This is a genomic window from Pseudaquabacterium terrae, assembly GCF_013266755.1.
GTDB lineage: Bacteria > Pseudomonadota > Gammaproteobacteria > Burkholderiales > Burkholderiaceae_C > Pseudaquabacterium > Pseudaquabacterium terrae.
Window position 1 is genome coordinate 665,183 of record NZ_JABRWJ010000002.1, and the last position, 23,145, is coordinate 688,327.

General features: G+C 69.6%; 18 protein-coding genes. 4 read left to right on the forward strand and 14 right to left on the reverse strand.

The features are described from left to right. Positions 1–3 precede the first annotated feature (3 nt). Positions 4–798: an SDR family NAD(P)-dependent oxidoreductase gene (locus HLB44_RS08160; protein ID WP_173122047.1), complete on the forward strand. Its 795-nt coding sequence runs from the start codon at positions 4–6 to the stop codon at positions 796–798. Here the strand turns inward: HLB44_RS08160 and HLB44_RS08165 are convergent. After that, positions 784–3,378 (reverse strand): sensor domain-containing protein, encoded by a 2,595-nt coding sequence (locus tag HLB44_RS08165; RefSeq protein ID WP_173122048.1) that lies wholly within the window; start codon positions 3,376–3,378, stop codon positions 784–786. The two genes, HLB44_RS08160 and HLB44_RS08165, sit on opposite strands and share 15 nt — an antisense overlap. A 134-nt stretch (positions 3,379–3,512) precedes the next feature. Between HLB44_RS08165 and HLB44_RS08170 the strand changes: the two genes are divergently transcribed. Beyond that, positions 3,513–7,958 (forward strand): DEAD/DEAH box helicase, encoded by a 4,446-nt coding sequence (locus HLB44_RS08170; protein WP_173122049.1) that lies wholly within the window; start codon positions 3,513–3,515, stop codon positions 7,956–7,958. A 27-nt stretch (positions 7,959–7,985) separates the two neighbouring features. On the opposite strand, the gene HLB44_RS08175 is transcribed toward HLB44_RS08170, so the two are convergent. The 3 genes from HLB44_RS08175 to HLB44_RS08185 all read right to left on the reverse strand — a co-directional run bounded on the left by HLB44_RS08175 (position 7,986) and on the right by HLB44_RS08185 (position 10,934). After that, positions 7,986–8,336 carry a nucleotide pyrophosphohydrolase gene (locus tag HLB44_RS08175; RefSeq protein ID WP_173122050.1) on the reverse strand — a complete coding sequence of 117 codons (351 nt, stop codon included), beginning with the start codon at positions 8,334–8,336 and terminating at the stop codon, positions 7,986–7,988. A gap of 21 nt (positions 8,337–8,357) precedes the next feature. Beyond that, complete coding sequence (rpoD, locus tag HLB44_RS08180; protein ID WP_173122051.1) at positions 8,358–10,325, reverse strand: RNA polymerase sigma factor RpoD; 1,968 nt, start codon at positions 10,323–10,325, stop codon at positions 8,358–8,360. A 147-nt stretch (positions 10,326–10,472) separates the two neighbouring features. Continuing rightward, on the reverse strand, positions 10,473–10,934 hold the full coding sequence (locus HLB44_RS08185) for a hemerythrin domain-containing protein (RefSeq protein ID WP_173122052.1): 462 nt from the start codon (positions 10,932–10,934) through the stop codon (positions 10,473–10,475). 127 nt (positions 10,935–11,061) lie between these two features. On the opposite strand from HLB44_RS08185, the gene HLB44_RS08190 reads away from it, so the two are divergent. Next, on the forward strand, positions 11,062–12,009 hold the full coding sequence (locus HLB44_RS08190; RefSeq protein WP_343051252.1) for a DMT family transporter: 948 nt from the start codon (positions 11,062–11,064) through the stop codon (positions 12,007–12,009). A 28-nt stretch (positions 12,010–12,037) separates the two neighbouring features. Here HLB44_RS08190 and HLB44_RS08195 read toward each other — a convergent pair whose 3' ends face one another. The 10 genes from HLB44_RS08195 to HLB44_RS08240 form a co-directional block, all read right to left on the reverse strand. Beyond that, entirely contained in the window at positions 12,038–13,372 is a 1,335-nt protein-coding gene (locus tag HLB44_RS08195) for a HipA domain-containing protein (protein ID WP_173122054.1), read from the reverse strand. After that, positions 13,362–13,604, reverse strand: a complete 243-nt coding sequence (locus HLB44_RS08200) for a helix-turn-helix domain-containing protein (protein WP_173122055.1) — start codon at positions 13,602–13,604, stop codon at positions 13,362–13,364. The genes HLB44_RS08195 and HLB44_RS08200 overlap by 11 nt, the downstream gene beginning before the upstream one ends. A gap of 120 nt (positions 13,605–13,724) precedes the next feature. Further along, on the reverse strand, positions 13,725–15,281 hold the full coding sequence (gene garD, locus HLB44_RS08205) for a galactarate dehydratase (RefSeq protein WP_173122056.1): 1,557 nt from the start codon (positions 15,279–15,281) through the stop codon (positions 13,725–13,727). An 11-nt stretch (positions 15,282–15,292) separates the two neighbouring features. Continuing rightward, positions 15,293–16,384: a lactonase family protein gene (locus tag HLB44_RS08210; protein ID WP_173122057.1), complete on the reverse strand. Its 1,092-nt coding sequence runs from the start codon at positions 16,382–16,384 to the stop codon at positions 15,293–15,295. A gap of 19 nt (positions 16,385–16,403) precedes the next feature. Next, positions 16,404–17,381, reverse strand: coding sequence for a Bug family tripartite tricarboxylate transporter substrate binding protein (locus HLB44_RS08215; RefSeq protein ID WP_173122058.1), 978 nt, complete (start codon positions 17,379–17,381; stop codon positions 16,404–16,406). Positions 17,382–17,406: 25 nt separating this feature from the next. Beyond that, positions 17,407–18,387 (reverse strand): SMP-30/gluconolactonase/LRE family protein, encoded by a 981-nt coding sequence (locus tag HLB44_RS08220; RefSeq protein WP_246312117.1) that lies wholly within the window; start codon positions 18,385–18,387, stop codon positions 17,407–17,409. A gap of 3 nt (positions 18,388–18,390) precedes the next feature. Then, a complete protein-coding gene (locus HLB44_RS08225; protein ID WP_173122059.1) occupies positions 18,391–19,680 on the reverse strand; it encodes a TRAP transporter large permease in 1,290 nt (429 codons plus the stop codon). Continuing rightward, positions 19,671–20,117 (reverse strand): TRAP transporter small permease, encoded by a 447-nt coding sequence (locus HLB44_RS08230; RefSeq protein ID WP_173122060.1) that lies wholly within the window; start codon positions 20,115–20,117, stop codon positions 19,671–19,673. Before HLB44_RS08230 ends, HLB44_RS08225 begins: the two co-directional genes overlap by 10 nt. Before the next feature lie 104 nt (positions 20,118–20,221). Then, entirely contained in the window at positions 20,222–21,193 is a 972-nt protein-coding gene (locus HLB44_RS08235; RefSeq protein ID WP_173122061.1) for a TRAP transporter substrate-binding protein, read from the reverse strand. A gap of 40 nt (positions 21,194–21,233) precedes the next feature. Further along, positions 21,234–22,055 carry an NAD-dependent epimerase/dehydratase family protein gene (locus HLB44_RS08240; protein ID WP_173122062.1) on the reverse strand — a complete coding sequence of 274 codons (822 nt, stop codon included), beginning with the start codon at positions 22,053–22,055 and terminating at the stop codon, positions 21,234–21,236. A gap of 138 nt (positions 22,056–22,193) precedes the next feature. Between HLB44_RS08240 and HLB44_RS08245 the strand changes: the two genes are divergently transcribed. Beyond that, positions 22,194–23,138: a sugar kinase gene (locus tag HLB44_RS08245; RefSeq protein ID WP_173122063.1), complete on the forward strand. Its 945-nt coding sequence runs from the start codon at positions 22,194–22,196 to the stop codon at positions 23,136–23,138. Positions 23,139–23,145 lie beyond the last annotated feature (7 nt).

Genomic DNA, 23,145 nt, shown 5'->3' on the forward strand with positions numbered 1-23,145 from the left:
CACATGACCACCCTTTCGATTCCCACCCGCGTTGCAGTGATCACCGGCGGCGCCCGCGGCATCGGCCGCGCGATCGCCGAATGGTTCCTGCGCCACGACCACCAGGTCGCGCTGCTCGACATCGACCACACCACGCTCGACCGCACGGTCATCGAGCTTGCACGGCCGGCGCACGTGCTCGGCATCCATTGCGACGTGTCCGATCCGGCGCAGGTGGCGCGCGCGGCGGCCGAGGTCATCGCGCGCTTCGGCCGCGTCGATGCGCTGGTCAACAACGCCGGCGTCGCGGTGTTCAAGCCGGTGCTGGAGACCTCGTTCGAGGACTGGCGCACGGTGCTGGCGACCAACCTCGACGGCGCCTTTCTCTGCACGCAGGCCTTCGGCGCGGTGATGGCGCAGGCGGGCCGCGGCGCGGTCGTCAACATCGCGTCGATCTCGGGCCTGCGCGCGAGCACGCTGCGTGTCGCCTACGGCACCAGCAAGGCCGCACTGATCCACCTGACGAAGCAGTACGCGGTCGAATTGGGCAACGCCGGCGTGCGCTGCAACGTGATCGCGCCCGGCCCGGTCGAGACCGAGATGGCCAAGCTCGTGCACAGCGTCGCGATCCGCTCGGACTATGTCGACACGATCCCGCTCGGCCGCTACGGCACCACCGAGGAGATGGCCAGCACCGTCGGTTTCCTGTGCAGCGACGACGCCAGCTTCATCAACGGCCAGGTGCTGGCGGTGGATGGTGGCTTCGATGCCGCCGGTGTCGGCCTGCCGACGCTGCGCCGGCGCTCAGCGGCCGAATAGCGCGGTCACCTCGTCGAACGGCAGCGGCCGGCTGACGAGATAACCCTGCATCTGGTCGCAGCCCAGCTGCAGCAGCTGGCTCGCCTGCGCCTCGGTCTCGACACCTTCGGCCACCACGGTCATGCGCAGCGAATGCGCGAGCGAGACCATCGTCGAGACCAGCAGCAGGCTGTTCGGCTCGTCGAGCATCGTCTTCACGAACGCGCGGTCGATCTTCAGGATCTGCGCCGGCAGCCGCGCCAGGTAGGCCAGCGACGAGTAGCCGGTGCCGAAGTCGTCGATCGCCAGCTCGACGCCCCGCGCGCGCAGCGCGTGCAGCTTGCCGATCGTCGCCTCGATGTCCTCCATGATCAGGCTCTCGGTGATCTCGATGTCGATGCCGTGCGGCTCGGCGCCGCAGGCCAGCGCGGCCTGCACCGTGGCGACGAAGTCGGGCTTGCGCAACTGCACCGCCGACACGTTCACGGCGAGGCGCGGCGCCGTGCCGCCGCGCTGCACCCAGCGCTGGTGATCCAGCGCTGCCTGGCGCAGCGCCCACGCGCCGACCTCCAGGATCAGCCCGGTCTCCTCCATCAGCGGAATGAACTTCATCGGCGGCACCAGCCCCTCGCCGGGGCTGTTCCAGCGGATCAGCGCCTCCAGCGCGACGATGCGCCGCGTGGCGATGTTCACCTTCGGCTGGTAGTGCAGCACGAACTCGTCGCGCTCCAGCGCACGCCGCAGCTTGTTCTCCAGCGCCAGCGCTTCGGCCACCGACTCGGTCATGTGCTGGTCGTAGAAAACGAGTCGCTCGTTGCCCGCCTTGGCTTTCTTCACCGCCGCCTCGGCGTTGCGGTACAGCGTTTCCACATCGCTGCCATCGGTGGGATACAGCGCAATGCCGGCCTTGACCGCCACGCGCAACTCCCGGCCCTCGACCTCGAAGGGGCGCCCGAAGCAGCGCTGGTAATCATTGGCGAAATGCCGCACCAGGTCGGTCTCGGCACGCACGCCCGGGATGACGATCGCGAACTGGTCGGGGCCGACGCGCGCCAGCTGCTTCTCGTCGCCCGCCACCTCGACCAGCCGGGCGCCGATCTGGCGCAGCAGCGCGTCGCCGGCGTGCCAGCCCAGCGTGTCGTTGATGCGCTTGAAGCGTTCGATGTCGATCAGCGTCAGCGCCAGCCGCTGCTGCTCCGCATGCGCGGCGGCGAGGGTCTGCCCGAGTCGTTCACGCAGCAGCGTATTGTTGGCCAGCCCGGTCAGCGCGTCGTAGTAGGCCAGGTAGTCGATCTTCTCGGCCTTGGCCAGGTGGTCCAGCGCGAACGAGATGTCGCCGGCCAGTTCCTCGAGCAGCTTGACCTCGTCGGCGTCGAACACGTCGGGCTCGTCGGCCAGCAGCGTCAGCACGCCGACGGCACGCTCGGCCACCAGCAGCGGAAAACACGCCAGTGCGCGGTAGTTCGCCGCGGCGACGTCGTCGCGCAGCGGCGCCAGCATCGGCTCGGTGTGGAGATCGTTCACGATCACCGGCGCCTTCGAACGCACGGCGCGGCTGGCCGGCTGCTCGCTCTGCGGCGTGCCCTCGCGCGTGCTGAAGCCGTTCAGCGTGGCGGGCCCTTCAACGCCGCCGCACCGGGCCACCACCTGGCCCTGCTGCGTGGCCGCATCGAGCACCGCGATCCACGCCAGCTTGAAGGCGCCTTCCTCCACTGCGATGCGGCAGGCCTCGTGGAACAGCTCGTCGCGGTCCCTGACGCGCACGATGAGCGTATTGATGCCGCTCAGTACCGCATGCACGCGGATCAGCCGCCGCACCTTGTCCTCCACGCGCCGGTGTTCCGTCACGTCCTGCAGGGTGCTGAACCAGCGCCCGCCGCTGCCGGGCAGCGGCTCGATCACCTGGCGCATGTGGCGCGTCGTGCCGTCGCCGTGGCTCAGGCGGTATTCGATGTCGACGCGTGAGCCGGTGACCGCCGCCTCGATGCTCTTGGCCCGAAAGGCGGCCCGATCGTCCGCATGCACCAGCTGCACCAGCCATTCGCGCGCGCTGGCCGGCACCTCGTGCGGCTGGATCCCGATCAACTCCGGCAAGGACTCCGACCAGCTCTCGAACGAGCCGTCCGGCCGCGTGATGACGTGCCCCAGCCGCGCCAGCAACTGCGCCCGGTGCAGCGCGGCTTCGCGCTCGATGAGCGCTCGTTCGGCGCGCAGCCGCTGCGTCACGTCGAGCGGGCAGACGAAGCGCGCCGGCCGGCCGTGGTGGAGCAGCTCGTGCGAGGTGATCTCCACGTCGATCAGCGTGCCGTCCTTCAGCCGGTGGCGCCAGACGCCGGCATTGAGCGCCAGCGGCGGCATCGTGCGCACCGACTCCTCGACGGCATGCACGTCTTCCGCCGGGCGGATGTCGCGAATCGTCAGCGCGAGAAACTCCTCGCGCGTGTAGCCGTACTTGCGGCAGGCGACGTCGTTGACATCCAGGAAACGCAGCGTCAGCAGGTCGTACACCCACATCGGCAGCGGATTGGCCTCGAACAGCAGGCGATAGTGCTGCTCGCTGGCGAACAAGGCCGAGTCGCTTCCCGCGACTGTCCCGGTCATCGGCGATACCTCCCTGGGGCTTGCCAATGCAGGGAAGTATTGGGGCGAAGCGCGGCCCGGGCAAGGCCTTTCGTGGCAACCAGGCGCCATGGACATGAGCCGGCCCGGCGCCCCGAATTCGCCACAATGACCGCATGGCCCCCGACACCGGCACCGAGCGCTTCCACCCCGCCGTCTCCGGCTGGCTGCGCGCGCGCTTCGGCCAGGCCACCGAGGTGCAGCAGCGGGCCTGGCAAGTCACCACCCAGCGCCGCGACGCGCTGATCGCCGCGCCCACCGGCTCCGGCAAGACGCTGGCGGCCTTTCTGTCGGCGATCAACGAGCTCGTGCTGCAAGGCCTGTCCGACGGCCACGGCACGGGCCTGCCCGACGCAGTGCAGGTGCTGTACGTCTCGCCGCTGAAGGCGCTGTCGAACGACATCCGCAAGAACCTGCAGGAACCGCTGGCCGGCATCCGCGCCGGCTTGGTCGCGATGGGTCTTCCCGACGTGCCCATCCGCGATGCCGTGCGCACGGGCGACACGCCGCAGGCCGAGCGTGAACGCATGCGCCGGCAGCCGCCGCACATCCTCGTGACGACGCCGGAATCGCTGTACATCCTGCTGACCTCCAACGCCGGCCGCGCGATGCTGTCGTCGGTGAAGAGCGTCATCGTCGACGAGCTGCATGCGGTGGCCGGCAGCAAGCGCGGCGCGCACCTGATGCTGACGCTGGAGCGGCTGGAAGCGCTGGTCGCCCAGCCGCCGGTGCGCATCGGGCTGTCGGCGACGGTCAAGCCGCTCGACGAGATGGCGCGCTTCCTGATCGGCGCGCGCGAGGCGCATGAGGGCAAACCGGTCGAGATCATCGACGCCGGCCACATCCGCGAACGTGACCTGGCGCTGGAGATGCCACGCTCGCCGCTGACGGCGGTGATGGCCAACGAGGTCTGGGGCGAGGTCTACGACCGACTCGCCGAGCTGATCGCGCAGCACCGCACGACGCTGATCTTCGTGAACCAGCGCCGCGTCGCCGAGCGCGCCGCGCGCCACCTGGCCGAGCGCCTGGGTGAAGAACACGTCACCGCCCACCACGGCAGCCTGGCGCGCGAGCACCGGCTGCAGGCCGAACAGCGGTTGAAGGCCGGCACGCTGAAGGCGCTGGTGGCCACCAGCTCGCTCGAGCTCGGCATCGACATCGGCGACGTCGATCTCGTGTGCCAGCTCGGCTCGCCGCGCGCGGTCAACGCCTTCCTGCAACGCGTTGGCCGCGCCGGTCACGCGATAGGCGCGATCCCGAAGGGCCGGCTGTTCCCGCTGTCGCTCGACGACCTGCTCGAATGCAGCGCACTGCTCGACGCCGTGCAGCGCGGCGAGCTCGATCGCATCCGCGTGCCCGAAGAGCCGCTCGATGCACTGGCGCAGCAGATCGTCGCCGAAGTGGCCTGCCGCGAGTGGAACGTGCAGGCGCTGTTTGACACCTTCCGCCGCGCGCAGCCCTACCGCACGCTGACGCGCGAGACCTTCGACGCCGTGGTGCAGATGCTGGCCGAGGGCTACGCCACGCGGCGCGGCCGCAGCGGCGCTTACCTGCACCTGGACGCCGTCAACGGCCTGCTGCGCGCACGCCGCGGCGCCAAGCTCACGGCGGTGACCAACGCCGGCGTGATCCCCGACCAGTTCGACTACGACGTCGTGCTGCTGCCCGAGGAGCACCGCGTCGGCACGCTGAACGAGGACTTCGCGTTCGAGAGCCTGCCCGGCGATGTCTTCCAGCTCGGCAACACCTCGTACCGCATCATCAAGGTCGAGACCGGCAAGGTGATGGTCGAAGACGCGAAGGGCCAGGCGCCGTCGATGCCGTTCTGGCTCGGCGATGCGCTGTCGCGCAGCGACGAGCTGAGCCATGCGGTGGCGCGGCTGCACGAGGCCGCAGCCGCGTGGCTGGGCGAGCCGGCGGGCCGCGGCGCGGGCGATGAACCCGATGCCGACGCGCTGGCCGCCGGCGTGCTGGCCTGCGAGCGCCAGCTGCGCGAGCAACTCCACCTGCCCGCCCCAGCCGCGCAGCAGTTGGCGCAGTACCTGGGCACCGCGAAAGCGGCCCTGGGCGTGCTGCCCGGTGAGCGCCGCATCGTCTTCGAGCGCTTCTTCGACGAAGTGGGCGACACCCACCTGGTCATCCACTCGCCGCACGGCTCGCGCATCAACAAGGCCTGGGGCCTGACGCTGCGCAAGCGCTTCTGCCGCCAGTTCAACTTCGAGCTGCAGGCCAGCGCGCTGGAAGACAGCATCGTGCTCTCGCTCGGGCCGACGCACAGCTTCGCGCTCGACGAGGTCAAGCGGTATCTCAAGGCCGCCAGCGCGCGCGATCTGCTGGTGCAGGCGCTGCTGGAGGCGCCGATGTTCGGCACCCGCTGGCGCTGGAACGCCACCGCCGCGCTGGCGGTGCGGCGCATGAGCGGCGCGCGCAAGGTGCCGCCGCAGTTCCAGCGCACCGATGCGCAGGACCTGCTGACCGTCGTCTTCCCCGACCAGTTGGCCTGCGCCGAGAACCTGGTCGGCGAGCGGGAGATCCCCGATCACCCATTGGTGCAGCAGACCCTGCACGACTGCCTGCACGAGACGATGGACGTCGACGGTTTCGTGCGGCTGCTAACGCGCATCGAGAGCGGCGAGATCGACATCACCACGCGCGACCTGGCCGCACCGTCGCCGCTGTCGCTGGCGATCCTGAACGCGCGGCCGTTCGCCTTCCTCGACGACGGGGCGGCCGAGGAGCGCCGGACCAAGGCCGTGCGCACGCAGGGGCTGATGGACTTGCGCAGCGCGGCCGACGTGGGCCGGCTCGATCGCCAAGCCATTGCGCAAGTGCGCGACGAGGCGCGGCCGGAGATCGGCAGCCCGGACGAGCTGCACGATGCGCTGGTGGTGCACGGCTTCCTGACGAGCGCCGAGGTGGTGGAGATTGCCGGCGACGACGGTGCGGGGCATGCGGCCGCACTGCAGGCGCAACGCCGCCTGACGAGCCTGCAGACGCCAGGCGGCTTCACGCTGCTGATCGCTGCCGAGCGGCTGCACGAGATGCGTGCGGTGCTGCCGAACGCGCGCTTCACGCCGGCCATCGAGCCCGTCAGCGCGGCGCGCCCCGACGCGGGTGACGCGCTGCGCGAGATCCTGCGCGGTCGGCTCGAGATGCTGGGACCGTCGAGTGCCGTGATGCTCGCCGCACCGCTGGGCCTGAGCGCCGACACCGTGCTCGGCGGCCTGCTGCGGCTGGAAGCCGAGGGCGCCGTGATGCGCGGCAGCTTCACCGCGCCCGAGGCCGACGAGTGGTGCGACCGCCGCCTGCTCGCGCGCATCCACCGCCATACCCGCGACAAGCGCCGCGCCGAGATCCAGCCGGTGCCGGCCGCGCAGTTCATGCGCTTTCTGTTCCGCTGGCACCGGATTGGAGCGGCCACGGGCGGGGTGAGCGACGTCGACGAGCGCCACGAAGGTGAAGCCGGCCTCGCCGCGGCCTTGCGGCAACTGGAGGGTTTTGCGGCGCCGGTGGCGGCCTGGGAAGACGACCTGCTCGCCGCCCGCGTGCGCGACTACGCGCCGGCGATGCTGGACAAGCTGTGCGCCACCGGCCGCGCGGCATGGTGGCGGCCGGCGCGTGGCGGCGAATCGCCGGGGCCCGAAGCGAAACCGAAGACCGGCCCGATCCGCGGTACGCCGGTGCTGCTGTGCGAGCGCGAGGGGCTGGCGCATTGGCAGCAGGCCAGCGGCGCGACGTCGGCCGACGAGGCGCCCCGGTCGGCCAAGGCCGAGCGTGTGCTCGAAGCGCTGCGAACGCATGGCGCGAGCTTCTTCGCCGATCTGCGGCAGGACACGCGGCTGCTCGGCACCGAGCTGGAGAACGCGCTGGGTGAGCTGGTGGCGCAAGGCCTGGTGAGCTGCGACAGCTACGCCGGCCTGCGCGCGCTGGTGATGCCGGCGGACAAGCGCAACAAGCTGCTGCGGCGCCACCCCGGACGCGATCCGGCGATGGAGGATGCCGGGCGCTGGTCGCTGACCCGCCGCGCGCGGCCGCCGGTCGACGTGCCGGGTGCGCTGGCGGATCCGCATGTGGAGCACATCGCACGGGTGCTGCTGCGGCGCTATGGGGTCGTGTTTCGCAAGCTGCTCGACCGCGAGGAGGGGCTGCCGCCGTGGCGGGATCTGCACTACGTGTTGCGCAGGCTCGAAGCGCGCGGAGAAATCCGCGGCGGGCGATTTGTCAGCGGCTTCGCGGGCGAGCAGTTCGCGTTGCCTGAAGCGGCCGCGGCGCTGCGGCGGGTGGCGCGGGAGGGTGCCGAGTCAACGCAGTGCGAGCGGGTGTCGATCTCGGGCGCCGATCCGCTGAACCTGGCCGGCATCCTGACGCCGGGAGAGAAGGTCGCGCGCCTGCCCGGCAACCGGCTGCTGTTCGAGAACGGCGTGCCGGTGGCGGTTCAAGCCGGCGGGGATGTGCGCTATCTGCGCGAGATGAGCGCGGCGCTGCAGTGGGAGGTCAGGAACCTGCTGATTCGGCGGCAGCGGCCCGGAAGTTATCTCGCCGGGTCGGCGCAGGCGCAGTAAGGGCGATGGGCCGCCCTCACGCCGCGATCAGAGCTCGTCGTACTTCTTGCTGCTGCCGCGCGCCCGGTCCACGGGGTACTTCAGCTCGTTGACCTTCAGCTTTGCCTGTGCCGCTGCAATGGGATCGATGTCGAGGGCGCTGGAGAGCTGGATCAGGTACAGCAGCACGTCGGCAAGCTCTTGGCTCACGGCGTCGCGCTTCTCCGGCGAGAGTTCGCGGCTCTGTGCCTCGGTGAGCCACTGGAAGTGCTCCAGCAGCTCCGCGGCTTCGACGACGAGTGCCGAGGCCAGATTCTTCGGTGAGTGAAACTGTGCCCAATCGCGGTCGCTGGCGAACTGGCTGAGTTCCTGCGCAAGGTCGTGCAATGAGTCCGCCATGCTTTTCGACGTCCGTACCCGTCACGCGTCCGCACAACTCCTCAACCGCTCCACCACCCCGGGCGCCTTCAGCTTCTTCAGCGCTTTCGCCTCGATCTGCCGGATGCGCTCGCGCGTCAGGTCCATCTGCCGCCCGGTCTCTTCCAGCGTGTGGTCGCCGCTCATGTCGATGCCGAAGCGCAGCCGCAGCACCTGGGCTTCGCGCGCGGTCAGCCCGTCGAGCATCTCGCCGACGACGCTGCGCAGGTTGGCCTGCATCGCCGCTTCCATCGGCGCCACGTTGCCGGTGTCCTCGATGAAGTCGGCCAGCGTCGCGTCGCCTTCGTCGCCGACCGGCGATTCGAGCGAGATCGGCTCCTTGGCGATCTTCATGATCTGGCGCACCTTGATCTCGGGCATCTCGAGCTGCTGCGCCAGCGTCGCGGCATCGGCCTCGACGCCGAACTGCTGCAGGTGCGCGCGGCTCAGCCGGTTGATCTTGTTGATCGATTCGAGCATGTGCACCGGCACGCGGATCGTGCGTGCCTGGTCGGCGATGGCGCGCGTCACGGCCTGGCGGATCCACCAGGTGGCGTAGGTCGAGAACTTGAAGCCCCGGCGGTATTCGAACTTCTCCACCGCCTTCATCAGCCCGCAATTGCCTTCCTGGATCAGGTCGAGAAACTGCATGCCGCCGCGGTTGGTGTACTTCTTGGCAATGGCGATCACCAGGCGCAGGTTGGCCTCGATCAGTTCCTTCTTCGCATCCAGCGAGGTGCGCTCGCCGTCGTTCATGCGGCGGTGAATGGCCTTCAGCTCGTCCAGCGGCACGCCGGCGCGTTCCTGCAGCTCGGTGAGCTGGCGCTGCAGCGCCTGGATGGCGTGCAGCTGGCGGCCCAGCGCTGCGCTGTGGGGCTTGCGCGCGGCGGCCTCGTCGTCCACCCAGCCCAGGTCGAGCGCTCGCGCCTTGAACTGCTCGACGAAGCGGGCCTGCGGCATGCCGCAGCGGTCGACCGCGATGCGGCGGATCTCGCGCTCCAGCCGGCGCAGCTCGTCCACCTGCGCGCGCAGCTGGCCGCACAGGCGGTCGATGGTCTTCACCGTGAAGCGAAAGCCCGTGAGCTGCTCGGTCAGCGCGTGCTGGGCGCTGGCGTGGGCGCGTGAGCCATGGCCGCCGCGCTTGAGCGCCTTGCGCACCGGCTCGACGGCGGCCCGGGTGGCCTCGAAGCGCTCGAGCGCGGCGCTGCGCATCTCGGCCAGCCGGCGCGTCATCGCCCGGCTGCCACCGCTTTGGTCGTCTTCGTCGTCGTCCTCGAACGAATCGACGTCTTCTTCGGCCACGTAGTCGTCGGCCTCGCCGGCGGCGCTGAAGCCTTCCACCAGCTCGGCGATGCCGATCTCGCCGGCCGCCAGCCGATCGGCCGCGGCCAGGATCTCGCCGACGATGGCGGGGGAGGCCGAGATGGCCTGCATCATCGTCTGCAGGCCGCCTTCGATGCGCTTGCAGATTTCGATCTCGCCTTCGCGCGTCAGCAGGTCGAAGGACCCCATCTCGCGCATGTACAGGCGCACCGGGTCGGTGGTGCGGCCGAACTCGGAATCCACCGAGGACACGGCGGCTTCGGCGGCCTCTTCGGCGTCTTCCTCGCTCGCCGCGGTGCCGGCGCCGCCGCCGGTGACCAGCAGCGTGGCGGTGTCGGGTGCCTTCTCATAGACGGCGACGCCCATGTCCTCCAGCAGCTTCACGCTGGCCTCGATGCCTTCGGCATCCAGCAGCTTCTGCGGCACGTGGTCGTGGATTTCCTGCTGCGTGACGTAGCCGCGGGTCTTGCCCAGCTTGACCAGCGCGCGCAGCTCGGTGCGGTGCCTTTCCGCTTCTTCCACGCCCGGGGCGGCGGCGTCCAGGCCGAATTCGCGCATCAGCGCGCGGGCCTTCGATTTGGGCACCTTCACGCGCAGCGGCTTGCGCTTCACGTCGCTGGCGGGGAGGGCGGTCTTTTGGCGGGTCATGCAGGGTCCTGGGGGGTCAAGCGGGGCGAAACTGGGCGAAACGTGGGCGGGCGGAACCCTCTAATGTCGCTCAGGCGGGCATTCGCCGGGGCACCGACGGATATGGGGCCGGTCCGAGGATTTGTAAGTGGCGGGTGGCCGATCGACTCAATATCGCTTCGCGGCCGCCTTGAGCATGCGCTCGTAGTCGCTGCGGTACTGGCGTGCCAGCCGCAGCTTGCGGGTCTCGCTCAGCAGCTTGCCGGAGAGCTGGAAGAACTTGGTTTCCTCCTCCTGCAGGTGGTGGCGCACCTTGTGCGCCAGCTCGATGGCCTTGGCGCCCCAGGCCTCGCCGGCCGGGTCCAGCGCCTGCAGGTCTTCCACCAGCTCGTCCATGTCGTGGTGTTCCGCCAGCGCGTGGCGCGCGGTGTTCAGGCCCATGTCGTACATCAGGATCGGCACGTACAGGTAGCGCTCCTCGGCCGCCGCGTGCGCGGCGAGCTCGATGCGCAGCTCGCGGAACACCTGTTGGCGCTTGGCCGGGTTTTTCGCCCCCGTGCGGACCAGGCTGGTGCACAGGCGCCGCTGCGTCACGTGGCTGGCGCGCAGGTCGTCATAGAGGGTGTTCATGGGGGCGCGGCTCCCGGTGGGCAACGGGGGAGTGTGCCGCAGCGGCGGTTGTGTGAGTCGCTCGCGCCGTTTGCGCCGGTTCCCAGCAGCGACACTCCAGCGCGTTGCTCCCCGTCCTGCCCGTCACGTGACCACCCCCTCGCCGTCCCGCCCCGCCACGCCGCGCCTCGGCGGCGTCGCCTGCATCGTCCTCGCGCTGGTCTGCTTCGGCGCGCTCGACACCACGTCGAAGGTCGCCGCCGCGGCCGCGCCGGTGCTGATGGCGCTGTGGGTGCGCTACGTCGTGCAGACGGTGGTCACGGGCGCGATGCTGCTGCCGAAGCAGGGCCGGTCGCTGTTGCGCAGCGAGCGGCCGGGGTTGCAGCTGCTGCGCGCGCTGCTGCTGATCACCTGCAACGGCATCGGCTTCGTCAGCCTGGGCCGCATGCACGTCGGCGAGTTCACCGCGATCGTGATGTTGACGCCGCTGCTGCTGACGGTGATTGCCGCCTTCGGCATGAACGAGCGCGTGTCGTGGCTGCGCTGGGCCTGCCTGGCCGGTGGTTTCGCCGGCACGCTGGTGATGCTGCGCCCGGGCCGCGAAATGTTCACGCCGGTGTTGCTGCTGCCGCTGGTGCTGGTGGTGGCGAACGCCGGCTTCCAGGTGCTGACCAGCGCGCTGGCGAAGATCGACCAGCCCGGCACCATTCACCTCTATTCAGGCCTCGGCGGCTTGGGGGTGACCAGCGCTTCGCTGCCCTTCGTGTGGCAGCCGATGCCCGGCCCGATCTGGGTCGCGATGGTGCTGATGGGCCTGTTCGGCGCGCTCGGCCACTTCCTGCTGATCATGGCCTACGCCCGCGCGCCGGTGGCCGTCCTCACGCCCTACCTGTACCTGCAGGTCGGCTTCGGCACGCTCGCCGGCTGGCTGGTGTTCTCGCACGTGCCGGACGCCTGGTCGCTCACCGGCATCGGCCTGATCGTCGCGTGCGGCGTCTACGGCACCTGGTTGACCGGGCGCGAGATCCTGCGCGGCGAGCGCACGCCCGACGCGCAGTCGAGCATCGCGGCGATCGCGGGGGCGGACGAGCGGTGAACGTGCCGCGTCGTCGCGACAGGCGCCGTCAGATCCGCCCCGCCATCTCCGCCGCCTGCGCCGCGCGCGCGAGCACGCGCGGCAGGACCTCGTCACGCAGGAAGGCCGCGTTCGCGTCGCCGACGCGCGGCGCGAGGCGCTCGAATTGGGCCGGCGCATCGCGCGCAATGGCCTTGCCGAGATTGCGCAGGGCAAGCCGCAGCGCCTGGATGCGCACGCGGTGCGGCGCCAGGCAGGTCTCGTGGAAGGCGGTGAAATGTTCCGGCGTGATGCGCGTCTCGTCCTCGCAGCCGCCGATCATCAGCGCCGGTGCGGCGTCGAGCCAGCCGTAGGCGGTGGTGCACATCATGTCGTACGGGGGCGAGACATCCCAGCGACCGCGGTTCCACAGCAGTGAATGGTTCTTCCAGTGCGCGTCGGCGTTGCACATCAGGAAGTTCATCACCCGCAGGTTCAACAGCGCCGACAGCGCGGCGGCGGGCGCAGTGGCATAGCGGGCGGCCAGGCTGAACATCAGCGCCATCTTCGCGCCGCCGGATTTCTCGTACTTGGCTGCCGTGGTCGCCCATTCGTTGCGCAGCTGCAGGAAGTCGATCTGGTGCAGCCGGCGCACGTGGCCCGCGGCCTCGCGCCGATCGAACCGGGTGACCGCATAGGCCCACTCGCGTTCACCACCGGGCTCGTGACCGTCGGCGCTGTGGAGCAGGAAGGGTTTGGGCGCACCGACGAGCGCGTGCGCGAGCGACATGCAGAAGAACTCGTTGACCGCCACGTGCTTCAGCCGGCGCTCGCGCGGGGGCTCGGGCTTGAGGATGTGGGTGGTCGGCGCCTGGTCGACGGGTTCGAGCAGCTCGGCGATCGGGGTGATGTCCGCCGCCGGCGTGGTCCGCACAGCCAGCTTGTCCTGTGCGCCGGCCAGCGACATGCGCGAGGCTTCGAGCAGCGAGCCGCCCTCGACGCGCATGCGTCGAATCCGCGTCAGCAGCTCGGCGGCCGGCAAGGGCCGGTAGCGCTCGTCCTGCGGCAGCGCGTGCGGATCGGCGGACACGGTGATCGCGCCCGCGGTCTCGCGACCGAAGCGGCGCAGCAGGTCGAAAGTGTCGCCGGCGCTCGCATCGAGGCGGTGTTCCAGCCGCCGGCGCGCGTCGCCTTCCGGCAGCAGGTTGTCGAAGTACTTCTCGACCAGACCGTCCTCGGCGGCGTCGTCGTAGGGTGACGCACGCAGCGCCAGGTGGGGCGACAGCGGAAAGGCTTCAGGATCGTTCAGCCAATCGGCTGCGTAACTCAGCCGCCAGCCGCGCGGCCCGTCCTCGAGCGTGCCGACACGCTTGCCGTCGTTGAAGAGGAACAGCTCATCGGCCATGCCGGTCCTCCGCCGTCTGGCCCGGGCCGTGCACGTGGATCTGCAGCCCCAGCGCCGCGCAGACCTCGAGGACCTTGGTGGTCGACAGGCCGGCGCGCTTGCCGCCTTCGAGCTGATTCAGGAAGGGCACGCTGACGCCACAGGTGGCAGCCGCGACGTCCTGCGTCAGACCGAGCGCCTTGCGCGCCGAGCGAACCGCCGTGCCGAGTTCGGCCAGGGTGTGGACCTGCATGACTAAACCATCGTGTAGGAAGCACGACGATGGTAGCCACCCGGATTATGAAACTCAACAAATGATTAGTAAATCAGGTGAGGCGAGACGCATTCTAAAAAACTAAACATTCACTTAGCTTCAGGTCACCGGCCCCGGTGCGAAAAGCACCAGCGAATTCGCCACGCCCCACTTCTCGGCCCAGGTCTTCCGGCCGCTCGCCGTCTCCAGCAGCAACCGGAACAGCTCCCAGCCCATCTCCTCGATCGACACCTCGCCGTCGGCGATGCGCCCGGCGTTCAGGTCCATCAGGTCGTGCCAGCGGCGCGCCAATTCGCTGCGCGTCGCGACCTTGATCACCGGGCAGGCCGCCAGGCCGTAGGGCGTGCCGCGGCCGGTGGTGAAGACGTGCAGGTTCATGCCGGCCGCCAGTTGCAGCGTGCCGCAGATGAAATCGCTGGCCGGCGTCGCGGCGTAGATCAGGCCCTTCTGGTCGGGCCGCAGCTTCTCGCCCGGCGGCAGCACGCCGCTGATGGCGCTGGAGCCGCTCTTGACGATCGAGCCCATCGCCTTCTCGACGATGTTGGACAGCCCGCCTGCCTTGTTGCCCGGCGTGGTGTTCGCGCTGCGGTCGGCGCGGCCGCGCGCGAGGTAGCGGTCGTACCAGTCCATCTCGCGCACCATCGCCTCGGCCACTTCCGGTGTCGCGGCGCGGGCGGTGAGCTGGTCGATCGCGTCGCGCACTTCGGTGACTTCCGAGAACATCACCGTCGCGCCGGCGCGCACCAGCAGGTCGGCGGCGATGCCGACCGCCGGGTTCGCGGTGACGCCGGAGAACGCGTCGCTGCCGCCGCACTGCACGCCGACGACCAGCGCGCTGGCCGGGCAGGGCTCGCGGCGGCGCTGGTCCAGCAGCGCGAGGTGGCGCTCGGCGCTCTCGAGGATCGAATGAATCATCGACTGGAAGCCGATGTGCGCCGCATCCTGCAGGCACACCGTGTCCAGCGCCTCGCCGCGCTCGTCGTTCAGCGGGATCGTGCCCGGCGGCAACAGCCGTTCGGGCTGCAGCTTCTCGCAGCCCAGGCTGACGACCATCACCTCGCCGCCGAAGTTCGGGTTCAGGCTGATGTGGCGCAGCGTGCGGATCGGGATCGCGGCATCGGGCGCATCGATCGCCACGCCGCAGCCGTAGCCGTGCTCCAGGCCGACCACGTCGTCGACGTTCGGATAACGCGGCAACAGCTCGTCCCGGATGCGCTTGACCGCGTGCTCGACGACGCCGGCGACGCACTGCACGGTGGTCGTGATGGCCAGGATGTTGCGCGTGCCCACCGAGCCGTCGGCGTTGCGGTAGCCCATGAACGTGAAGCCTTCGAGCGGCGGCTGCGGCGGTGGCTTGACGGTGGCGATCGGCAGACCGTCGAGCGCACGCGCGGCGGGCATCTCGAGCAGCCGTTCGTGCACCCAGCTGCCGGCCGGGATGTCGGCTTTGGCAGTGCCGATGGTCGTGCCGTAGCGCATCACCGGCGCGCCGGCGGCGATGTCGACCAGCGCCACCTTGTGGGCCTGCGGCACCTTCTCGCGCAGCGTCGGCCCGCCGGGCAACGCGGTGCCCGACGGCAGCCCGCCTTCGTTCGCCACGATCGCCACGTTGTCGGCGTCGTGCATGCGGATGATCAAGGGGCTCGTGTTGCTCATCGGTTCACAGCTCAGGGCAGCTGGACGATCTCGACCCAGTTCGGGTTCTTGCCGAGGATCAGCGTGGTCTGCGGCGCCAGCCGGCCGCTGTCGGCATCGATGCGGTAGACGCTCATCTGGTGCGATAGCTGACCGACCGCCAGCAGCCAGCGGCCGGAGGGGTCGATGCGGAAGCCGCGCGGCTGCTTCTCGGTCGGCTGGTGGCCGATCAGCGTCAGCTCGCCGGTCGTGGCGTTGACCTTCCACATCGCCAGCGTGCTCGTCGTGCGCTCGCTGGTGTAGAGGTGGCGGCCGTCGGGCGTCAGGTGCAGGTCGGCGGCCCACGGCTTGCCGCCGAAGCCCGGCGGCAGGCTCGACCAGTGCTTGCGTGCCGTCAGCGTGCCGCGCTGCGCATCGATGTCCAGCAACTCGACGCTGGCGTCCAGCTCGTTCAGCAGGTAGGCGTGGCGGCCGTTCGGGTGCAGCACCAGGTGGCGCGCACCGCTGCCTGGGCGCAGCGCCAGCGCGGGCGGCTCGGTCGGCGTCAGCGCGCCGCTCGCGGCATCGAAGCGCCACTGCATCACCTGATCGCTGCCCAGGTTGGTGACGTACAGGTGCCGGCCCGCGGCGTCGGGCACCGCCGCGTGCGCGTTCTTGCCGGTGGCCAGGATCTGCTGCGCGGCGCCGGCCACGCCGTCGGCGCCGATCGGGCTGACGCTGAGCTTGTGGCCGCCGTACGAGGCGGCGAAGAGCCAGCGGCCGGTCTTGTCGGTGGCGATGTAGGCCATGCTGTCGGGCAGAGGCGCCTGGCCGATGGCCTTCAGCTGGCCGGCGCTGTCGCCCGCGCTGCGGTCGATCGCGAAGCTGGCCACCGTGTAGGGCTCGGAGCGCAGCGCGGCGTACAGGAAGCGCTGGTCCGGGCTCAGCGCCAGCGGCATCACCGTGCCGCTGACGGGCACCGTCTGCAGCGGTTTTACTGCCCCCGCGCCATCGAGCGCCAGCACGCTGATCTCGCGGCTGTCGGCATTGGCGACGTAGGCGACGCTGCGCGGCGGGGTGCTGCAGGCTTGCATCAGCAGGATTCCGATCGCGGCGCCCAGCACCGAAAGTGAGCGTGTGACCATGCGTTGACTCCGTGAATGTTCATTCGACCTTGATGCCGCCTTCCTTGACGACCTTGGCCCACTTCTCGCGTTCCTTGATTTCGAACGCCGCCAGCTCTTCCGGCTTCATGCCCGAGGGCTCGAGCCCCAGCGCATCGAGCCGCTGGCGGATGTCCGGCTGCGCCAGCGCCGAGGCGATCTCGGCGTGCAGCCGGGCGACGATCTCCTTGGGCGTGCCGGCCGGCGCATGCACCGTCTGCCAGCTGACGACGTCGTAACCCTTGACGCCCGATTCGGCGATCGTCGGCACGCTCTCGAAGCCCTTGACGCGCTTGCCCGCGGTGACCGCCAGCACGCGCAGGGTGCCGGCCTTGATGTGTGCCGCGGTGGCGACCAGCGTGTCGATGCCGAAGTTCACCTGGCCGGCGATCACGTCCTGCACCGCCGGGCCGCTGCCGCGGTACGGGATGTGCACGATGAACATGCCGGCCATCTGCTTGAGCAGCTCGCCGCCCATGTGCTGCGACGAGCCGGTGCCGGCCGACGAGAAGCTTAAGCGGCCGGGATTGGCGCGCGCGTAGCTGATCAGGTCCTGGATCGTCTTGAACGGGCTCGAGGCCGGCACGACCACCGCGTTGCTGGTGGTGCCGATCATGGTCACCGGCGCGAAGTCCTTGGCCGCGTTGTACGGGATCTTCGGGTTCAGGACCGGGTTGATCGCCTGCGTCGAGATCGTGCTGCCGAGGATCGTGTAGCCGTCGGGCGGCGCCTTGGCGACCATGTCGGCGCCGAGCACGCCGCCGGCGCCGGCCTTGTTGTCGATCACGAAGGTCTGGCCGAGCACATTGCCGATCTTCGGGCTCAGCAGGCGCGCCAGGATGTCGGTGGTGCCGCCGGCCGCGAACGGCACGACGTAGCGGATCGGCTTGTTGGGCCACGGTGACTGCGCGCGAGCGCCTGCGAACGGCGCGGCGGCGAGCAGGCCGAGCGAGGATTGCAGCAGGCGGCGGCGTTGCATGGAAAGTCTCCTTTGACCGGCGCCTTCAGGCGGCGCCCTGGGTATTGACGTAGAGGGCGTACAGCGAGTGGCTGGCCGCCATGAAGAGCCGGTTGCGCTTCGCGCCGCCGAAGCAGACATTGGCGCAGCGCTCAGGCAGGTGGATGTGGCCGATCGGCGTGCCATCACGATCGAACACGCGCACGCCGTCGAGCGCGGCGGCATCCGCGCCGGCCGAGCCGTCGCTGCCCCAGCCGCACCACAGGCGGCCGTCGATGTCGACCGCGATGCCGTCGAGCGCACCGGGGCCGTCGGCGTCGATCTGCAGGCGCTTGTTGATCAGGCGCTGGCCGTCGACGTCGTAGGCCCAGACCTTGCGATGCGGCTTCGCGCGGCTCTCGACGACGTAGAGCACCGATTCATCGGGCGAGAAGGCCAGGCCGTTCGGGCCGGCCAGGTCGTCGAGCACGCAGTCGAGGCGGCCGCTCTCGCCATCGATGCGGTAGACGGCGTGCGGGCGCTCGGCCTCCGCCGGGTCGCCCTCCCACCAGCCGGCGATGCCGAAGGTCGGGTCGGTGAACCAGATGCTGCCGTCGCGCGCGCAGACGATGTCGTTCGGCGAATTGAGGCGCTGGCCCTCGAAGTGAGCGGCCAGTTCGGTGATGCTGCCGTCGTACTCGGTGCGCGTGATGCGGCGGCCGCCGTGCTCGCAGGTCAGCAGTCGACCCTGGCGGTCTCTCGCCAGCCCGTTCGCATGGCGCGCGGGCTGGCGGAACACGCTCGTTCTCCGTGAGCATTCGTCCCATCGCAGGATGCGGTCGTTCGGTATGTCGCTCCACAGCAGGCAGCGCAGGTCGCCGAACCACTGCGGCCCCTCGGCCCAGCGGCAGCCGCTGTAGAGCTGCTCGATGCTGGCGCTGAAGAGCCGCAGCGCGCGGAAGCGCTCGTCGAGCACCTCCACCGCCGCATCGGGATAGCGGGCGCTGGGGGTGAACGGCACCGTGGTGCGCATGGCCGCGTCCTTCATGCGCTACTTCATCAGCCCCGGCAGCCACAGCGAGAAGGCCGGCACGTAGGTGACCAGCATCATCGTCGCGATCAGTGCGCCGTAGAACGGAGCGATCGAGCGCATCACCTCGCCGACCGAGATGCCGCCGATCGCGCAGCCGACGAACTGCGTGGTGCCCACCGGCGGCGTGTTCAGGCCGAGCGCGCAGTTGATCAGCAGCATGATGCCGAACTGCGTCGGATCCATGCCGTACTGCTGGCAGATCGGCAGGAAGATCGGCGTGCAGATCAGGATCGTCGCCGCCATGTCGAGGAAGGTGCCGAGCACGAACAGCAGCACGTTGACCATCAGGAAGATCAGCCACGGCTGCTCGGTCACCTGCTTCATCAGCTCGCCCGTCTGCTGCGGCACTTCGTACAGCGCCATGAAGTAGCCGAAGGCGGCGGAGATGCCGATCAGCAGCAGCACGACGCCGGTGGTCTTGCAGGCCTTGGCGCAGGCCTTGAGGAAGTTCTGCCACGACAGCGTGCGGTAGACGAAGACGGTGATCAATAGCGCCCAGAACACCGCGGTCGCCGCCGACTCGGTGGCGGTGAAGACGCCCGACAGGATGCCGGCGAGGATGATCACGACGACCATCAGCCCTGGCAATGCGGCGATGAAGGCGAGGAGCACCGCGCCCCAGCCGGGGAACGCGCCATGCGTCGGATAACCGCGTTTGACGGCGACCCAGTACGCGGCGACCAGGTTCGCCACCGTCAGCAGCATGGCCGGGATGACACCAGCGAGGATCAGGTTGAACACGCTGACCGAGGCGATGCCGGTGGTGGCGAGCGCGAAGATGATCAGGTTGTGCGAGGTCGGCATCAGCGCGCCGACCAGCGCGGCATGCGTCGTCACGTTGACCGCGTAATCCGCGTGATAGCCCTCCTTCTTCATCAGCGGGATCATCACCGAGCCCATCGCCGACACATCGGCCAGCGGCGAACCGGCCACGCCGCCGAACAGCGTGCAGCCGACGACGTTGCTCATGCCCAGCCCGCCGCGCACGTGGCCGACCAGGCTGTTGGCGAAGCGCACGATGCGCTCGGCGATGCCGCCGTAGAGCATCAGCTCGCCGGCGAAGACGAAGAACGGGATCGCCAGGAAGCTGAAGACCTGCATGCCGCCGACCATCTTCTGGAAGACGATGGCCACCGGCAGCCCGGCGGCGACGATGGTGGCCACCGACGCCAGCCCGATCGAGAAGGCCACCGGCACGCCCAGCAGCAGCAGCAGCGTGAAGCTGGCGCCGAGCACGGTCAGTTCCATGCCGGCTCCACGATCGTGCCGCGCAGCAGCGCGACGATGTGCTCGATCGAGAACAGCACGATCAAGGCGCCGGCGATCACCAGCGGCAGGTAGTCCAGCCCCGCGGGCACGGGCAGCATCGGCTTGCGCTCGCTCCACTTCAGCGTCGTCCACATCCAGCCGCTGTGCAGCATCAGCGCGCCGAACAGCGCGACCAGCGCATGGATCAGCAGCTCGAGCTTCAGCCGCCAGGCCTCGGGCAGCAGCCCGATGACCGATTCGAGCCCGATGTGGCCGGCATCACGCACGCCGACCGCCACGCCGAGCGCGGTGACGTAGGACACCAGCAGCAGCGCCAGCGCCTCGGCCCAGGTCGGCGTGTCGTTGAAGAGGTAGCGGCCGATCACCTGGTACTGCACGCACAGGATCAGCGCCAGCAGCCCGGCGATCGCCAGCATCAGCGCGCCCTTGGAGAGCGTGGCGCAAAGGCTTAGAGCAGCCCTGGCGCTTCGCGCCTCCCCGCCAAGCGGGGGCTGAGCCCCTTCGGGCGGCCGGGCGGGGCTCACTTGGTGTCCTGGATGGTCTTGACCAGGCGCTTCAGGTCGTCGGTGGTCATGAACTTGCTGTAGACCGGACTCATCACGCCCTGGAACGAGGCCTTGTCGACCTCGACGATCTCGGCGCCGCCGGCCTTGACGATGGCCAGCGACTTCGCTTCCTGCTCGTCCCACTTGCGGCGCTGGAAGGCGACCGATTCCTTCGCCGCGGCGCGGATCATGTCCTGCTCGGCCTTGGGCAGCTTGTCCCAGACGGTCTTGCTCATCAGCAGCATCTCGGGCGCCATCGAGTGCTCGGTGCGCGAGTAGTACTTGACCGCCTCGAAGTGCTTGAAGCCGTCGTAGCTCGGGATGTTGTTCTCGGCGGCGTCGATCAGCTTGGTCTTCAGCCCGGTGTAGACCTCGCCGATCGGCATCGGCGTGGCATTCGCGCCCATCGCACTGACCAGCGCCACCCACAGGTCCGACTGCTGCACCCGGATCTTCATGCCCTTGGCATCGGCCACCGTCTTCACCGGCTTGTTGCCGTAGATCGAGCGCGCGCCGGAGTCGTAGAACGCCAGGCCGATGAAGCCCTGGTCCTCGCAGCTCTTGAGGATCTCCTCGCCGGCGGGGCCGTCGAGCGCCTTGCGCATGTGCTCGACCGAGCGGAACAGGAACGGCATCGTCGGCACCTGCGTCTTGGCGCAGATCGAATTCATCGGGCTGATGTTGACGCGCGTCAAGTCCAGCGCGCCGATCTTCACCTGGTCGATCGTCTCCTTCTCCGAGCCGAGCGCGCCCTTGTTGAAGACCTTGATCTTGTGCTTGCCGCTGCTGGCCTTGGCGAGCAGCTCGCTCATGTGGCGCACTGCGGCGACGGTGGGGTAGTCGTCGCTGTTGTGCACGTCGGACGAGCGGAACTCGACGGCGTGTGCGGCAGTGCCGATCGCGAGCGTGGCGGCCAGGGAAAGGGTGGTCTTCAGCGAGGGCTGCATCGGTGTTTCCGAAAGGAGGTGGGGGGGAAAGGAAAGGGGGTCAGTCGTAGGGGCCGAGCTCGACGAACACGCCGCCGTGGTACAGCCGCGTCGGGTCGTCGGGATCGGGCACCGGCTGCGTCGCTTCGATCTCGGCGCGCCAGGGCTCCGAGCTGTCCTGCGGGCGGTAGCCGATGTGCGCGGCGAGGCGGTTGTCCCACCAGCGCGTGCGGTTGTCGCTCAAGCCGTAGACGATGCTGTGGCCGGCGTTCGGCGCGGTCAGCGCGGCGAGCACCAGGCGCTCCAGGTCGTCGTGGCTCAACCAGGTGGCGAGCATGCGGCGGTTCTCCGGCGCCGGCGTCGAACTGCCGATGCGCAGGCAGACGGTCTCGATGCCATAACGCTCGAAGTACATGCGCGACAGGTTCTCGCCGAAGGCCTTGCTGACGCCGTACAGCGTGTCCGGCCGCGGCGGCGCCAGCGCATCGATCACCTCGTGCTGGCGGTAGAAGCCGACCACGTGGTTGGAGCTCGCGAAGACGATGCGGCGCACACCGTTCAGGCGTGCCGCTTCATACAGGTGATAGACGCCGGTGATGTTGGCGGCCTGGATCGGCTCCCACGCCGCCTCGACCGCGATGCCGCCGAGGTGCACCACCGCGTCGACCTCGCGCAGCAACTCGCGCATCGCGGCGCGGTCCTCCAGCGCGGCGGGCTGCAGTTCCTCGCCGTCGGCCGCGCTGCCGAGGTCGGCGCGGTCCGACAGCCGCAGCCGCTGGCAGTGGCGCCGCAGCCGCGGCCGCAGCACCCGGCCCAGCCCGCCGGCAGCGCCGGTGAGCAGCAGCCGATGGAACGGCGGGGTGGATGAGGAGGCGGAGGCCATAGTTGTCAGTTGTCGTACAACTGGAATCTTGAGGGTGCCCGGCGGGGCGTTCAACCAGCGTTTTCCCTGGGAACGGGATCTGGCGCAACGGTTTTCGAATATTATCGAAACGATGTTCCAAATCTTCTAGGGGATTCCATGAATCCGGTGCGACGGGTGGTGCTGTTCGGGGAATGCATGCTCGAGCTGCAGGGCGAGGCCTACGGCACGCTGCGCCAGACGTTTGGCGGGGACACGCTGAATACTGCTGTGTATCTGGCGCGGCTGGTGGGGGGAGGTGGGGTCGAAGTGGCGTATGCCACCGGCGTCGGCGTCGATACGCTCAGTGAGGGCTTGCTCACGCGCTGGCGCGAGGAAAACGTGGGCACGGGCCTCGTGCGCCGAATCGAAGGCCGCCTGCCGGGCATGTACATGATCGATGTCGATGCCCGCGGCGAGCGCCACTTCAGCTACTGGCGCGACACCAGCGCCGCGAAGGCCTACTTCGACGGCGACGATCCGGCGCCGCTGGAAGCCGCGGCCGGCGCGATCGACCTGCTGTACCTGAGCGGCATCAGCCTGGCGATCCTGCCGCCGGCCGGGCGCGAGCGCTTGTTCGTGCTGATGGCCGCGCTGCGTGCGCGCGGCGCGGCGGTGGCCTTCGACAACAACTACCGGCCGCGGCTGTGGCCGGATGCGGCCGAAGCGCGCGACTGCTTCGCGCGCGCCTTCGGCCTGGCGAGCATCACCTTCGTGACGGCCGACGACCACCAGGCACTGCTCGGCCTCACGACGCTGGACGACGGCATCGCCGCAGCCCGCGCGCTGCCGACGCCGGAGCTGGTGATCAAGCGCGGCGCCGCAGCGACGCTGGTGCGCAGCGACGGCCGGTGGGCCGAGGCGGCCACCGAGCCGGTGGCGCGCGTCGTCGACACGACAGCAGCCGGCGATTCGTTCGCGGCCGGTTACCTGAGCCGGCGGCTGCTCGGAGCGTCAGCGGTCGACGCTGCGCGCTTCGGCAATCGGATCGCTGCACGCGTGATCCAGCATCCGGGCGCCTTGATCGATCGCGAGGCGATGCGGGACCTGGTTCCAGGCGGGTAGCACCGTC